16 protein-coding genes are annotated in these 14,365 nt (G+C 49.7%); 13 read left to right on the top strand and 3 right to left on the bottom strand.

Annotated elements, in window-relative coordinates; all coding sequences use genetic code 11:
• Positions 1–145: 145 nt before the first annotated feature.
• Positions 146–745: an urease accessory protein UreG gene (gene ureG / locus AWQ24_RS10605; RefSeq protein WP_065716794.1), complete on the bottom strand. Its 600-nt coding sequence runs from the start codon at positions 743–745 to the stop codon at positions 146–148.
• A 165-nt stretch (positions 746–910) separates the two neighbouring features.
• Here ureG and AWQ24_RS10600 point away from each other — a divergent pair, with 165 nt between their 5' ends.
• On the top strand, positions 911–2,176 hold the full coding sequence (locus AWQ24_RS10600; protein WP_065716793.1) for a dihydroorotase: 1,266 nt from the start codon (positions 911–913) through the stop codon (positions 2,174–2,176).
• 73 nt (positions 2,177–2,249) lie between these two features.
• Here the strand turns inward: AWQ24_RS10600 and ahcY are convergent, their stop codons facing one another.
• Positions 2,250–3,626 carry an adenosylhomocysteinase gene (gene ahcY / locus AWQ24_RS10595; RefSeq protein WP_062435133.1) on the bottom strand — a complete coding sequence of 459 codons (1,377 nt, stop codon included), beginning with the start codon at positions 3,624–3,626 and terminating at the stop codon, positions 2,250–2,252.
• A 252-nt stretch (positions 3,627–3,878) separates the two neighbouring features.
• Between ahcY and grxC the strand changes: the two genes are divergently transcribed.
• The 12 genes from grxC (at position 3,879) to AWQ24_RS10535 (ending at position 13,388) form a co-directional block, all read left to right on the top strand.
• Entirely contained in the window at positions 3,879–4,184 is a 306-nt protein-coding gene (gene grxC / locus AWQ24_RS10590) for a glutaredoxin 3 (protein ID WP_065716792.1), read from the top strand.
• Positions 4,181–4,657: a tRNA adenosine(34) deaminase TadA gene (gene tadA / locus AWQ24_RS10585; protein WP_198161457.1), complete on the top strand. Its 477-nt coding sequence runs from the start codon at positions 4,181–4,183 to the stop codon at positions 4,655–4,657. The genes grxC and tadA overlap by 4 nt, the downstream gene beginning before the upstream one ends.
• A 52-nt stretch (positions 4,658–4,709) precedes the next feature.
• On the top strand, positions 4,710–5,105 hold the full coding sequence (locus AWQ24_RS10580; protein WP_030006675.1) for a phosphomannose isomerase type II C-terminal cupin domain: 396 nt from the start codon (positions 4,710–4,712) through the stop codon (positions 5,103–5,105).
• Between the two features lie 33 nt (positions 5,106–5,138).
• Entirely contained in the window at positions 5,139–5,468 is a 330-nt protein-coding gene (locus AWQ24_RS10575) for an iron-sulfur cluster assembly accessory protein (RefSeq protein ID WP_030006676.1), read from the top strand.
• A gap of 82 nt (positions 5,469–5,550) precedes the next feature.
• Positions 5,551–5,925, top strand: a complete 375-nt coding sequence (gene rpsL, locus AWQ24_RS10570) for a 30S ribosomal protein S12 (RefSeq protein WP_012307672.1) — start codon at positions 5,551–5,553, stop codon at positions 5,923–5,925.
• Positions 5,926–6,149: 224 nt separating this feature from the next.
• Complete coding sequence (rpsG, locus tag AWQ24_RS10565) at positions 6,150–6,620, top strand: 30S ribosomal protein S7 (protein ID WP_012307671.1); 471 nt, start codon at positions 6,150–6,152, stop codon at positions 6,618–6,620.
• 216 nt (positions 6,621–6,836) lie between these two features.
• Positions 6,837–8,918 (top strand): elongation factor G, encoded by a 2,082-nt coding sequence (gene fusA, locus AWQ24_RS10560; protein ID WP_065717358.1) that lies wholly within the window; start codon positions 6,837–6,839, stop codon positions 8,916–8,918.
• Between the two features lie 22 nt (positions 8,919–8,940).
• On the top strand, positions 8,941–10,170 hold the full coding sequence (tuf, locus tag AWQ24_RS10555; protein WP_030006678.1) for an elongation factor Tu: 1,230 nt from the start codon (positions 8,941–8,943) through the stop codon (positions 10,168–10,170).
• A 157-nt stretch (positions 10,171–10,327) separates the two neighbouring features.
• Positions 10,328–10,636 (top strand): 30S ribosomal protein S10, encoded by a 309-nt coding sequence (gene rpsJ, locus AWQ24_RS10550; RefSeq protein WP_198016669.1) that lies wholly within the window; start codon positions 10,328–10,330, stop codon positions 10,634–10,636.
• Positions 10,637–10,789: 153 nt separating this feature from the next.
• The gene (locus tag AWQ24_RS10545; protein ID WP_012307668.1) at positions 10,790–11,428 is read left to right on the top strand and encodes an LON peptidase substrate-binding domain-containing protein; all 639 of its coding nucleotides are present in this window, start codon (positions 10,790–10,792) and stop codon (positions 11,426–11,428) included.
• A 44-nt stretch (positions 11,429–11,472) separates the two neighbouring features.
• Entirely contained in the window at positions 11,473–12,888 is a 1,416-nt protein-coding gene (locus tag AWQ24_RS10540; RefSeq protein WP_065716791.1) for a GTP-binding protein, read from the top strand.
• Positions 12,889–12,947: 59 nt separating this feature from the next.
• Positions 12,948–13,388, top strand: coding sequence for an OsmC family protein (locus AWQ24_RS10535; RefSeq protein ID WP_065716790.1), 441 nt, complete (start codon positions 12,948–12,950; stop codon positions 13,386–13,388).
• On the opposite strand, the gene AWQ24_RS10530 is transcribed toward AWQ24_RS10535, so the two are convergent.
• Entirely contained in the window at positions 13,385–14,323 is a 939-nt protein-coding gene (locus tag AWQ24_RS10530) for a serine hydrolase (protein WP_065716789.1), read from the bottom strand. The genes AWQ24_RS10535 and AWQ24_RS10530 overlap by 4 nt on opposite strands.
• Positions 14,324–14,365: the final 42 nt, after the last annotated feature.

The following is a 14,365-nucleotide window of genomic DNA, read 5'->3' as shown; positions in this document are numbered from 1 at the left end:
CTTTTCAAATCGCCCCAAAAGCCACCATTGTTTGAGTTGGATGATTATGTGAAAATGCCATCAAGAAAATTTTGAAAATGCTTATAAATTCATTTGGGAGACAAAAAAATCAGTTCTTTAAATTAGAATTATTTTGTTTTTTACGCTACTCAAGAATATGTTTTTTGATGAAATCAAGCACCGTCTCTAAGCCAGTTTGGGTCTTGAGATTGGTAAAAATAAAGGGCTTATCCCCCCGCATTTTTTTTGCATCGCGATCCATCACGTCTAGGTCAGCGCCCACTGCTGGGGCTAAATCGATTTTGTTAATGACCAACAGATCCGATTTGGTGATACCAGGGCCACCTTTACGGGGAATTTTGTCACCTGCGGCCACGTCAATCACATAGATCGTCACATCCACGAGTTCCGGGCTAAAGGTCGCCGCCAGATTATCGCCCCCACTTTCAACGAACATCAGGGTCAAGGGCTGGAATTTTTCTTCGAGTTCGGCGATCGCCGCCAAATTGAGGGACGCATCTTCACGGATCGCCGTGTGGGGACAGCCCCCTGTTTCAACTCCCATAATGCGTTCTGGGGGAAGTGCGCCGGAGCGGGTTAAAAACTGGGCGTCTTCTTTGGTGTAAATGTCATTGGTGACGACGGCGATCGCATATTGGTCGCGCAGCGCCTTACATAGGGCATCCAAAAGGGCTGTTTTCCCTGACCCCACTGGCCCCGCAATGCCCACTCGCAATGCACTCATTTTTGATTCACTCCAAAATCACCACAAAATCATCATAGTGAGACCGATTCGCTTTTGTCGTAAATGTTGTTGAATTTCACAAAGTCCAGGGGGATTTGGGGCAGAAACAGTAGAATGGGGGACGGATTTTCATGGAAGGGGAATATTTCGGTGGTAAGCGCGGCAATGGATAACGTTGTTTTACGGCAGGTGCGGGTTCTGGATCCCGTGGCCAACTTGGATCATCGCCAAGATGTCTGGTTTAAGGATGGTCAGCTCCAGGCGATCGCCCCCCAATTGTCAGATCTCCCCGCTGCAGTAGAATCCATCGAAGCCGCAGATCTAATCCTGGCGCCCGGTTTAGTGGATCTTTATAGCCACAGTAGTGAACCCGGGTATGAATCCCGCGAAACATTAAAGCAACTCGCCCAAGGTGCCCTTGCGGGGGGGTTTACCCAGGTGGGCATTTTGCCGAATACCCAGCCTCCCCTCGATAATCTTGGCCAACTGCAAAGCTTTCAACAACTCATCCAGCAATTACCCGGCCCCAAACCAAATTTTTTACCTTGGGCTGCCCTGACGAAAAAATGCCAAGGGGAAAGCCTCACGGAATTAGGAGAACTCGCGGCCGCAAACATTGCCGGATTTAGCGATGGCCAAGCGTTAAACAATTGGCTTCTGCTGCGGCGTACCCTCGAATATTTACGCCCCCATCACCGACCCATCGCCCTCTACCCGCAAAATTTAGCCCTCCATAACGGGGGAACGGCCCGCTACGGCAAGGCGAGTTTAGCCTATGGCCTCGTGGAGGAATTAGTCTCAGTAGAAACCACGGCGATCGCCTCGATCTGTGAACTGGTGGCCGAACTGAAAACCCCTGTCCATCTTATGCGCATCTCCACCGCCCGGGGGGTCGCCTTAATTGCGGAAGCCAAACAACGGGGATTGCCAATTACGGCTAGTGTTTCTTGGATGCACCTCCTCTGGAATACGAAGGCCCTCAGCACCTATGACCCGAATCTCCGCCTAGATCCGCCCCTTGGTAATCCCGAAGATCAACAGGCTTTAATCGAGGGGGTGAAAACTGGTGTCATTGAGGCGATCGCCATTGACCACCAACCCTATCTCTACGAAGAAAAAACCGTCAGCTTTGCCGAAGCCCCTTCCGGCGTGATGGGTTTAGAAATTGCCCTGCCAATCCTCTGGCAAAATTTTGTTGTTTCCCAAGAATGGCAACCCCTCCAACTTTGGCAAGCCCTCAGTACCAATCCTCAGAAATGCTTAGGTCAGGAAATAAAGGCGATTACTCCCGAAAATTGCCAACCCCTAATCCTTTTTGACCCCAGCAAAACCTGGCAGGTTAACCACGAAAATCTCCACTGTCCCCAGACCAATACCCCTTGGTGGCAAAAAACGCTCACGGGCAAAGTGATCAATACATTTTTAGGTTAAAACCCGCCATCAAAAAGGGGTTGACCCAGATCAACCCCTGTCATGTTTATTCAAGTTAAAAAGAAATCAAGCTTTAGTACTTGTAGCTTTCCGTTTTGAAAGGCCCTGCCACAGGCACATGGATGTAGTCTGCTTGGGTTTGGGTGAGTTGGGTGATTACGCCGCCAAAACCTTGCACCATGTAGCGAGCCACTTCCTCATCAAGATGCTTCGGTAACACCTCAACCGTAATCTTGCGTTCACTGGGATCTTGGTTAGCAAACTGCCGCTCAAACAAGAACATTTGCGCGAGAACTTGGTTAGCAAACGAACCATCCATAATCCGGGAGGGGTGCCCCGTCGCATTCCCCAGGTTTACCAAACGACCTTCCGCCAAAAGAATCAAAAAGTCCTGGGGGTCATCACTACGATAAACCTTATGGACTTGGGGCTTGATTTCTTCCCACTGCCAGTTTTTCCGCATGTAAGCAGTGTCAATCTCATTATCGAAGTGACCAATGTTGCAAACCACTGCACTGGGCTTTAGGGCAGCGAGCATATTGGCATCGCAAACATTAAAATTACCGGTGGCCGTCACCAAGAGATCCGTATTCGCTAAAAGATCTTTATTGATGCTTTCTGGCCCATTGTTAATGCCGTTAATGAAGGGTGAAACCACTTCAAATCCATCCATGCAAGCCTGCATCGCGCAGATGGGGTCAACTTCAGTGACCTTGACGATCATGCCTTCCTGACGGAGAGACGCAGCCGAGCCTTTGCCCACATCCCCATAACCAATCACCAGGGCTTTTTTCCCGGCGAGGAGGTGGTCAGTGGCGCGTTTAATCGCATCGTTTAAGCTGTGGCGACAACCATATTTGTTATCGTTTTTCGCTTTGGTAACGGAGTCATTAACGTTAATGGCGGGGATTTTTAGTTCGCCCTTTTCGAGCATTTCGTAGAGACGATGGACGCCAGTGGTGGTCTCTTCGGTGACGCCATGGATGCGGGAGAGCATTTCGGGATAGGTAGTGTGGATGTAGCCTGTCAGGTCACCACCATCGTCGAGGATCATATTGGCATCCCAAAGTTCGCCGTCAGGGGTGCGACAGGTCTGCTCAATGCACCACATGTATTCTTCTTCGGTTTCCCCTTTCCACGCAAACACGGGTACGCCTGCTTCGGCGATCGCCGCTGCGGCATGGTCTTGGGTAGAGAAAATATTACAGGATGACCAACGCACTTCGGCCCCCAGTTCGACCAGGGTTTCAATCAGCACCGCCGTCTGAATGGTCATGTGGATACAGCCGATAATCTTCGCCCCAGCTAAGGGCTTGCTTGCACTGTATTTTTTCCGGATGGTCATGAGGGCGGGCATTTCGCCTTCGGCGATCGCAATTTCCTTGCGGCCCCAGCTTGCCAAATTAATATCGGCGACCTTGTAGTCACGGGTGAGGGTTGAAGTGCTCATAGTTTTGCTGTTGAGTTTAATGTCCAGAGAAAGGTGATTAAAAATATATTGTGGCTGATCTAGAAATATATCGATCCGGTCATCATGCCACTCGCTCGCATGCTCAGATAGAATTTTCCCTTAGGATCAGCAGTGTTTAAAGTATTCTAAAGTTTAACCTTAAGTCCATTGACTTTGTCAGTCCCATGTTGAGTGTGAATGGGCATAATTGGCGGCAGAGCAATAATTAAGGGTATGAGAGAACGTCAAAAAATGTTTGATTGCCTGAAGTCGCTATTTGGAAAAAAAGCAACGGGGATTCATGCCAAGATTGAAATTTATACTTGGCGGACTTGTCCCTACTGCATTGCAGCGAAAATGTTGCTCTTTTTTAAAGGGGTACATTTCACGGAATACAAAATTGATGGGGATGAGATTGCCCGTAAAAAAATGGCAGAGCGGGCCAATGGCAAGCGTACTGTCCCCCAGATTTTCATTAACAATGCCCACATCGGCGGTTGTACAGATTTATTTGCCCTTGAACAAAAAGGTGAGCTCAACGTATTACTACGCCAGTGATTACCCAAGCAGAATATCAACGCCATTATCACTGGATGCAAAAGGCGATCGCCCTCGCAAAAGTTGCCGGACAATCCGGAGAAATCCCCGTCGGTGCTGTGATTGTTGATGGCAAAAATCAATGCCTTGCCCAGAGTGGTAATCGCAAAGAAAAAACCCAAGATCCCACCGCCCACGCCGAAATGCTGGTGATCCGTGCCGCCAGCCAGATGCGCCAAGATTGGCATCTCCAGGACTGCACCCTCTATGTCACCCTCGAACCCTGTCCCATGTGTGCCGGAGCGATGATTCACAGCCGTCTTAAGCAAGTCGTTTATGGTGCTGATGATCCGAAAACAGGCGCTCTACGCAGTATGGCTAATTTTCCCGATGCTCCCTTTTCTAATCATTCTTTCCCAGTTCTTGGCGGGATCGCAGCAATGGAATGTCGGCAACTTCTCCAGAATTGGTTTCAACACAATTGCCGTCCCTGACGCATAATGGGAGGCAAGTATTCATGTTGTCATCTACGGTTTTTGAGTGCCCATGATCTTGACGGGACAATCCAGCAGCTCTACCACCACGGCCCCAACTCAACCATGCCCCACTGATTCTCGACCCTGGGGTACTTTTACGGTTCTCGATGAAGGGCCAGGCTACAAAATCAAACGCATCGAAGTAAAACCCGGTCATCGCCTCAGTCTCCAGATGCACCACCATCGTAGTGAACATTGGATTGTTGTATCTGGAACGGCCCACGTTGAATGTGGTGACAAAACTGAACTCCTGACCCCGAACCAATCCACCTACGTCCCGGCCTGTACCAAGCATCGCCTCCAAAATCCTGGCGTTGTGCCCTTGATCTTGATCGAAGTGCAGAATGGTGAGTACCTGGGTGAAGATGATATTATTCGCTTCCAGGATGACTATGCTCGCCAGTAGAGCTTGGTTCCCATTGGCTTTTCTTTTTTTGAAATGATTCAAATCACTCCGAGCGCCGCCCAAGAAATTAAACGTATCCAGCGTAGTCGCCAAGCGACCGATAGTTATCTCCGGATCACTGTGCAGTCCGGCGGCTGTTTAGACTACATCTATCAATTTTCTCTAGATGCTGAACCCCAGAGCGGCGATCGCCAAGAAACGATCCGCAATATCAACATCTTGATTAATCACGATGATGCCGAGCAGCTCAAAGACCTCAGCATTGACTACTCCGAAGATTTAATGGGGGGAAGCTTTCGGTTTAAAAATCCCCACACAATCAAAACCTGTAACTGTGGTCAGTCCTTTCAGAAAGAACCTTGACAGTAGCCGATCTTTGTCACTAAGATTGTAATTTGTCAATGTTAATGACCTACGTTAAATCATCCGCGTAGGGCAATTGTCCATGCCAACTATCCAACAGCTTATTCGTTCAGAGCGCTACAAGCTCAAGAAAAAGACTAAGTCCCCCGCTCTTAAGCAATGCCCCCAGCGTCGTGGCGTTTGTACCCGTGTGTACACCACCACCCCCAAGAAGCCGAACTCTGCGCTTCGGAAGGTGGCTCGTGTACGTTTGACTTCTGGCTTTGAAGTGACCGCTTACATTCCTGGCATCGGCCACAACCTCCAAGAACACTCCGTCGTCCTCATCCGGGGCGGTCGTGTGAAGGATTTACCTGGTGTCCGTTATCACATTGTCCGTGGTACCCTCGATGCGACTGGCGTCAAGGATCGGAAGCAAGGCCGCTCCAAATACGGTGCTAAGCGTCCTAAAGAGTAATCTATCCGGTTGAATGATTGGCAAGAGTTGCGATCGCCAATTTTCCCTAGATTTAGATTCTCCATTGAATTTATTTAAGCTTGTTGCGAACCTCCCAAAGCTCACGACTACCGGTGGAGTGTTCCCTTTATATAAAATTGCTGCCCCTATTTTAAAAATCGCGCCTAGGCCACCTAGCGCAACCCCCCTAAGAAAACCCTCTATCTGTAAAAGCATAGAAAAATATGTCTCGTCGCTCAGTTACTAAAAAGCGTGTTGTGCCGCCTGATGCCGTGTACAACAACCGTCTTCTCAGCATGACTATCCGCCGTGTGATGAAAAGCGGCAAAAAATCCTTGGCAGCACGGATTGTTTACGATGCCCTCGACATCATCAAAGAAAGAACTGGCAGCGATCCCATCGAAGTCTTTGAAACAGCAATCCGTAACCTGACTCCCCTCGTGGAAGTTAAGGCCCGTCGTGTTGGTGGCGCAACCTACCAGGTGCCCATGGAAGTCCGCCAAGGCCGGGGTACTGCTTTGGCCCTCCGTTGGTTAATCGGTTATGCTCGGCAACGCTCCGGTAAAAGCATGGCGATCAAGCTTGCCAACGAATTGATGGATGCAGCCAACGAAACGGGCGGCGCCATCAAGAAGCGGGAAGATACCCACCGGATGGCAGAAGCGAACAAGGCTTTCGCCCACTACCGCTACTAAAAACAATCTATGCCGGGGAAGATTTCAGTTTGTTTTTCACAACAAAAAATTCCCCGGTGCTAGACGAAACGAAACAGCAAGACTATAATAATGAGTCGCCATTGCTAAGAAGTATTAAGCAACTGTTTTCATCATCATTTTTCGGCGCGCACCCTTTAAAGAGATTTTTTTTGATTGTGTGATCGCCTTTAGAAAATCAGTTTGCAGGAGGTCATCGTGCCACGTAGCATCGCCCTAGAACAAGTCCGTAACATTGGCATTGCCGCGCATATTGATGCGGGTAAAACCACGACAACTGAAAGAATTTTGTTCTACTCCGGGATTGTCCACAAGATCGGAGAGGTTCACGATGGCAACGCAGTGACCGACTGGATGGAACAAGAACGGGAGCGGGGCATTACAATTACCGCTGCCGCGATCAGCACGAGCTGGCGCAATCACAAAGTTAATATTATTGACACCCCTGGACACGTTGATTTCACGATTGAAGTAGAGCGCTCGATGCGGGTGCTCGATGGTGTAATCGCAGTTTTCTGTTCCGTTGGTGGTGTGCAACCCCAATCAGAAACCGTTTGGCGTCAGGCTGACCGGTACCGCGTGCCCCGGATTGCCTTCGTCAACAAGATGGACCGCACCGGTGCAAATTTCTTTAAAGTTTACGAACAAATCCGCGATCGCCTCAAAGCCAATGCCATCGCGATTCAGATTCCCATTGGTAGCGAAAGCGAATTTCAAGGCATCATTGACCTGGTGAAAATGCGGGCCCATATCTACAAAGATGATATTGGTCAGGACATTGAAATCACAGAAATTCCCGCAGCATTACAGGATAAAGCCGCTGAATATCGCACGATTATGATCGAGGCGATCGCCGAGAGTGACGAAAGCCTCCTGGAAAAATATCTAGAAGGAGAAGCCTTTACCGAAGCAGAAATCATGGCCGCACTCCGGCAAGGAACCATTGCCGGGACGATTGTTCCCCTGCTGTGTGGCTCTGCCTTTAAAAACAAAGGCGTACAACTCCTCCTTGATGCCGTTGTCGATTACCTGCCCTCCCCCCTAGATGTCCCCCCCATCCAAGGGGAACTCCCCGATGGCACCCTAGGCGATCGCCCAGCCGATGACGAAGCCCCCTTTGCCGCTTTGGCCTTTAAGATTGCCTCTGATCCCTACGGTAGACTCAGTTTTATCCGTGTCTACTCCGGCGTTATCGAAAAAGGCAGCTATGTCTACAACTCCACAAAAGACCAAAAAGAACGAATTTCTCGTCTAATTGTCCTCAAATCCAATGAACGGATTGAAGTTGACGAACTTCGTGCCGGCGATCTCGGTGCCGTCATCGGCATGCGTGACACAATGACTGGTGACACCCTCTGCGAGGTAAATGACCCGATCATCCTCGAATCCCTCTACATTCCAGAACCTGTCATTTCCGTCGCCGTCGAGCCGAAGACCAAACAAGATATGGAGAAGCTCTCTAAAGCGCTCCAAGCCCTATCCGATGAAGACCCGACCTTTCGTGTCAGTGTCGATCCGGAGACCAACCAAACAGTAATCGCAGGGATGGGAGAACTTCACCTCGAAATCCTTGTGGACCGCATGCTGCGAGAATTCAAAGTTGAGGCAGATGTCGGTCAACCCCAAGTCGCCTACCGGGAGACAATTCGCCAGAAAGCAGATGCCGAAGGTAAATTTATCCGTCAGAGTGGCGGCAAAGGCCAATACGGCCATGTTGTCATCCAGATTGAACCTGGAGATGAAGGCAGTGGCTTTGCGTTTGAATCAAAGATTGTTGGTGGTGCCATTCCGCGTGAATACATCCCGTCTGTAGAACAGGGGATGAAAGAAGCATGCGAATCTGGTATCATCGCAGGCTACCCGATGATTGATCTCAAAGCCACCCTGCTTGATGGCTCTTTCCACGACGTAGATTCCTCAGAGATGGCGTTTAAGATTGCCAGTTCTATCGCAATCCGTAATGCTGTTGACCAGGCCTCTCCCGTGGTGCTAGAACCCGTCATGCAGGTTGAGGTCGAAGTCCCTGAGGAATTCCTTGGTGACATCATGGGTGACCTCAATGCCCGTCGGGGCAACATCCAAGGTATGAATTCCGAAGAAGGCCTGGCCAAGGTTTCTGCAAAGGTTCCACTGGCAGAAATGTTTGGTTACGCTACCGATATCCGTTCAAAAACCCAAGGACGTGGTATCTTTTCGATGGAATTCAGCAACTACGATGAGGTGCCTCGCCATGTGGCTGAAGCCATCATCGCAAAAAACAAAGGGAACGCAAACTTTTAACGATTAAGGAATAACGAAACTCATGGCACGCGCTAAGTTTGAAAGAAACAAAGACCACGCCAATATTGGTACTGTTGGCCACGTTGACCACGGTAAAACAACGCTAACCGCAGCGATCACTATGGCCTTAGCGGCTCAAGGTGGCGGTAAAGCGAAAAGCTATGAAGATATCGACGCGGCTCCTGAAGAAAAAGCGCGTGGTATCACCATCAACACTGCCCACGTAGAATACGAGACAGAAAATCGTCACTATGCTCACGTTGACTGCCCTGGTCACGCTGACTATGTGAAAAACATGATCACTGGTGCAGCACAGATGGATGGCGGTATCCTTGTGGTTTCTGCAGCCGATGGCCCGATGCCCCAGACCCGTGAACACATCCTCTTAGCCAAGCAGGTTGGTGTACCTAGCCTTGTTGTTTTCTTGAACAAAGAAGACCAAGTTGATGACGAAGAACTCCTTGAGTTGGTTGAACTTGAAGTTCGTGAATTGCTCAGTGAATATGACTTCCCTGGCGATGATATTCCGATCACTACTGGTTCTGCGCTCAAGGCAGTAGAAGCCCTCGTTGCCAACCCCAACATCAAGCGTGGCGAAGACAAGTGGGTTGACAAAATTTTGACCCTGATGGACAGCGTTGACGAATACATGCCCCTTCCTGAGCGGGATGTTGACAAGCCTTTCTTGATGGCTGTAGAAGACGTCTTCTCCATTACCGGTCGTGGTACCGTTGCCACCGGTCGGATCGAGCGTGGTCGCGTTAAAGTTGGCGAAACCATCGAAATCGTTGGGATCAGAGACACCCGCAGCACCACCGTTACTGGTGTTGAAATGTTCCAGAAGACCCTCGATGAAGGGATGGCTGGGGACAACGTTGGTGTACTCCTCCGTGGTGTACAAAAGGATGATATCGAGCGCGGCATGGTCCTTGCTAAGCCCGGTTCTATCACTCCCCACACCAACTTCGAAGCTGAGGTTTATGTTTTGACTAAAGAAGAAGGTGGTCGTCACACGCCTTTCTTCCCCAACTACCGTCCTCAGTTCTACGTCCGGACAACTGACGTAACTGGTACCATCTCTGCTTTCACCGCCGATGATGGCTCCAGCGCTGAAATGGTTATGCCTGGCGATCGCATCAAGATGACCGTAGAACTCATCAACCCCATTGCCATTGAGCAAGGGATGCGTTTTGCAATTCGTGAAGGTGGCCGCACTATCGGTGCTGGTACCGTTTCTAAGATCCTGAAGTAAGCCTAACGGCTGAATTCACTGGTGGGGAGCGGGTTTAAAGCATGCGCCTACTCCCCATTCAGACTCAAAACCTAGCTTGGTAAAATTACACAGCCGCTTTTTCGACGTGTGATTTGTAATCTATCCTGCACCTTGACAAATAAAAACAATGGCAACTCTGCAACAGCAAAAAATCCGGATTCGTTTGAAAGCATTTGACCGTCGCCTACTCGACACATCTTGCGAAAAAATTGTTGATACCGCTAACCGTACCAACGCAACGGCGATCGGCCCAATTCCTCTTCCCACGAAACGTAAAATTTATTGTGTGCTCCGCTCTCCCCACGTCGATAAAGATTCCCGGGAGCACTTCGAGACCCGGACTCACCGTCGCATTATTGACATTTACCAGCCCTCTTCTAAAACCATCGATGCTTTGATGAAGCTTGATCTACCGGCTGGGGTAGATATCGAAGTGAAACTCTAGGCTAAGGCCAGTATTTTTCAACCTTAAAAAAGTCATCTTTGAATGATCTTCAATCTGGGTCTTTTCTGAATTTATTTCGGGGAAGACCCTTTCCGTTTCCCTTAGGTTTTGTATATCCGCTACAGTATAAACAGATCGTATTTGTCACCGCCCATGACCTCTTTTTCCGTTGCTGTCCGAGAACTACCGCTTTTCCCCTTACCGGAATTGGTGCTGTTTCCATCGCGGCCTTTACCGCTCCATGTGTTTGAGTTTCGGTACCGCATTATGATGAACACGATTTTGGAGCATGATCGACGTTTTGGGGTATTAATGGTCAATCCTGTGGATGGCACGATCGCCAATGTGGGTTGTTGCGCAGAAATTGTCCACTGTGAAAAATTACCCGATGGCCGAATGAAAATGTTGACGATTGGCCAACAGCGGTTTCGGGTTTTAGATTATGTCCGTGAAAAGCCCTACCGGGTCGGTTTGGTGGAATGGATCGAAGATGATCCCACGACAGGCAATTTATCTTCTTTGGCGGTGGATGCGAAACAGGTGTTAATGGATGTGGTGGGTTTATCCGCTAAGCTCGCCGGTCAAGATCTAGAGCTACCGGAGGAGTTACCGGATCTGCCACGGGAATTGTCTTTTTGGATTGCGGGTAGTTTGTATGGCGTTGCGGAGGAGCAACAAGCCCTCTTGGAATTACAAGACACCCAGGAAAGATTGCGGCGAGAGGTGGAAATTTTGACTTCTACGAGAAATCATTTGGCGGCCAGAACGGCGTTGAAAGATGTCTTTGAATAACTGAGATTGTCCCTAGATAGTCATGGAAAAGTTGTATTAAAGCGATGGTGGACTGGTCACAGATGGATTTGGAAGGGGCGATCGCCAACTTTTCAGAGATTCAAACGGAAATCAATTACCAACACGCCCAGGATGTACTCCGCCAGGCATTGCAACATCTGGATCTCACCCAGACAGAACAACAGGGTTTAGAGGGAGAAATTGCCCAGCTTTCACAGATGCTGGATAAATTAGAACAAACCCGTCTGCAAATCGCGGCCTTTGGTTTGGTGGGACGAGGCAAATCCTCGGTCTTAAATGCACTGTTAGGGAAAGAGGTTTTTCAGACCGGGGCCCTCCATGGTGTCACGACGGATATTCAGCAGGTACCTTGGACATTACAGACGGAGGCGATCGCCAATAGCGAAATTCAACGGGCGACTTTTTTTCGGGAAGGTCAAGGACGTTTAGAGTTGATCGATACCCCAGGCATTGACGAAGTGAACGGCGAAACCCGCGAACAGCTCGCTAAACTGATTGCCAAGCAAATGGATTTATTGCTGTTTGTCATCGCCGGGGATATGTCACGGGTCGAGTTTGAAGCGTTGTCCCAGCTCCGGGATGTGGGCAAGCCGATGATCTTGGTTTTTAACAAGGTAGATCAATACCCTAGCACTGACCGAGATTTGATTTACCAAACCATCTGCGATCGCCGGGTGAAAGAATTGCTCTCCCCCGCAGAAATTGTCATGGTTTCAGCGGCTCCTCTCATCACCAAAATCACTACCGATGCCACAGGACAACGCCACATCCTTCGGGAACGGGGCACCGCGAATGTAATTGACCTCAAGTTGAAAATTCTTGAAATCCTCGACCGGGAGGGAAAAGCCCTTTTAGCACTCAATTCCATGCTCTTTGTGGATCGGCTCCATGGCCAACTGACCCAACGCAAACTTCTATTGCGCGCCCAGGCAGCCGATCGCCTCATTGAACGGGCGATGCTCACCAAAGCGGTTGCTGTGGCTTTAAATCCCGTGACAGTTGTGGATGTATTTAGTGGGGCGGTGGTAGATGTGGCCCTGATTATTCGTTTGGCCCAGTGGTATGGTTTGCCCTTAAACCAACGGGAGGCGATCGCCCTGCTCCAGAAAATTGTCTTGAGTATGGGGGGGATTAGCCTTGGGGAAGTGCTGGCAAATCTTGGCCTCAGCTCCCTGAAAACCGCCCTGGGGGTTAGTGCGCCACTTACGGGAGGATTATCGGTCATGCCTTATCTTTCTGTGGCAGTGACCCAAGGGGCGATCGCCGGACTCACGACCCAAATTATCGGCAAAAGCACCCAAACCTATTTAGCCAATGGTGGTTCCTGGGGGGACGCTGATCCGAAAGTCGTCGTTAAAAACATCATTGAATCTTTGGATCGAGACTCTATTTTGCACCGACTACGCCAGGAACTCACGGCCAAATTACAGCCCCAGTAGAGCATCCCAAAAAATCACCGCTACCATGATTGTATCGATACATGATTTTTTAGTAAAAAATGACGAGCCAACCTCTTCCCCACTATTACACCGTCCAGGCTAGGGCAAGCAACACTAGCAACGTCACCCTCGAAAGTACTGGCCTGAACGCCATGGAGTCTGCTCCTCCTGTAGAATTTGGCGGGCCAGCAGGATATTGGTCGCCAGAAACTTTATTGGTAGCGGCGATCGCCGATTGTTTTATCCTCAGTTTTCGGGGGACAGCGCGAGCCTCTAATTTTGCTTGGGAATCTTTGCATTGTTCCGTGGCAGGCACCCTAGAAAAAGTGGATCGTTTGACCCAATTTACCCATTACCAAATTACCGCAACCCTCGTGATCCCCCCGGAGAGTGACCCCGCCAAGGGCGATCGCCTCCTCCATAAAGCAGAAGCCAATTGTTTGATTACGAATTCCCTTTCAGGCACCGTTTCCCTTGAGACCACCATTCAGGTGTGTTAAATCTTGGCGATCGCCCCCAGGATTTCCTGGGAAATAAAAGGGAGAATGGCGCGATTTTTCGCATTGGCTTCCCCTTCTGTGAACACAACCAATAAATAAGGTTGCTGCCCCGGCACTTCGATGTAGGCCGCATCATGGCGGGCGCGGCTCGTCCAACCCGCCTTCGACCACAGTTGACTACCGTCTGGGAGCACTTCCCCCAAAAAGCCAGTTACTTGATTTTCCTCGTCAAATTCCTGCAGATCTGCCGGATCAAGGGAGCGGTTTAATAACCGAATCATACTTTGGCACCGTTCACGGGAGACAGCAACGCCACCCATAATGCTGTGAAATAACCGGGTGATCGCATTGGTGGTGAGTATATTTCGATTTTCATAGTTTGCCCCCAAAAACTGCTGCTCCCGACCGTAGGGGCCATTACTCCAAGGTTTTTGATTGACATTGATCGGCGCGAGTTCCGCCCAACCGAGGGACTGATAATAGCGATTGATAATGTTGCGCTGGTGGCTCCAGGTTTGCAATGGTTCTGGGGGAAGTTCCGGGCCGCTGGTGGTTCCGGTGAGGCTATCGACAATGTAGCTCGTGGCGTCGTTGCTCGACTCAACAATCATGTCCTGGATTGCCCGCTCTAGCTCGGTGCTATCCTGGAGCATTCGTCCCTCTAGCCATTCATGGATCGCCACTAAATAAAAAAGTTTCACCACACTCGCCGGATAAAGGCGCACATCACCCCGATATTGAAACCCCCGGACTGGGTGCTCCCAAAAAGCTTCTGGCGAAAGGGCACCATCGGTATTGACCACCACCGGATTGTCATAGACCAACCACGTTAGGGCGATTTGTTCGGGACTCAGGCTGGGAAATTTGCGCCAGGTCGTCTGTAAAATTTGCTGTCCTAGTTCCGTGAGGCGATCGCAACTTTGATAGAACGGCACACCCTCTCTCCTTGCTTACATTAATGGTAAGATTCTGGCATA

This window comes from Picosynechococcus sp. PCC 8807, from assembly GCF_001693295.1.
Lineage (GTDB): Bacteria > Cyanobacteriota > Cyanobacteriia > Cyanobacteriales > MRBY01 > MRBY01.
The sequence above is the reverse complement of the archived record's forward strand: the minus strand, read 5'-3'. Positions and strand labels throughout refer to the sequence as shown.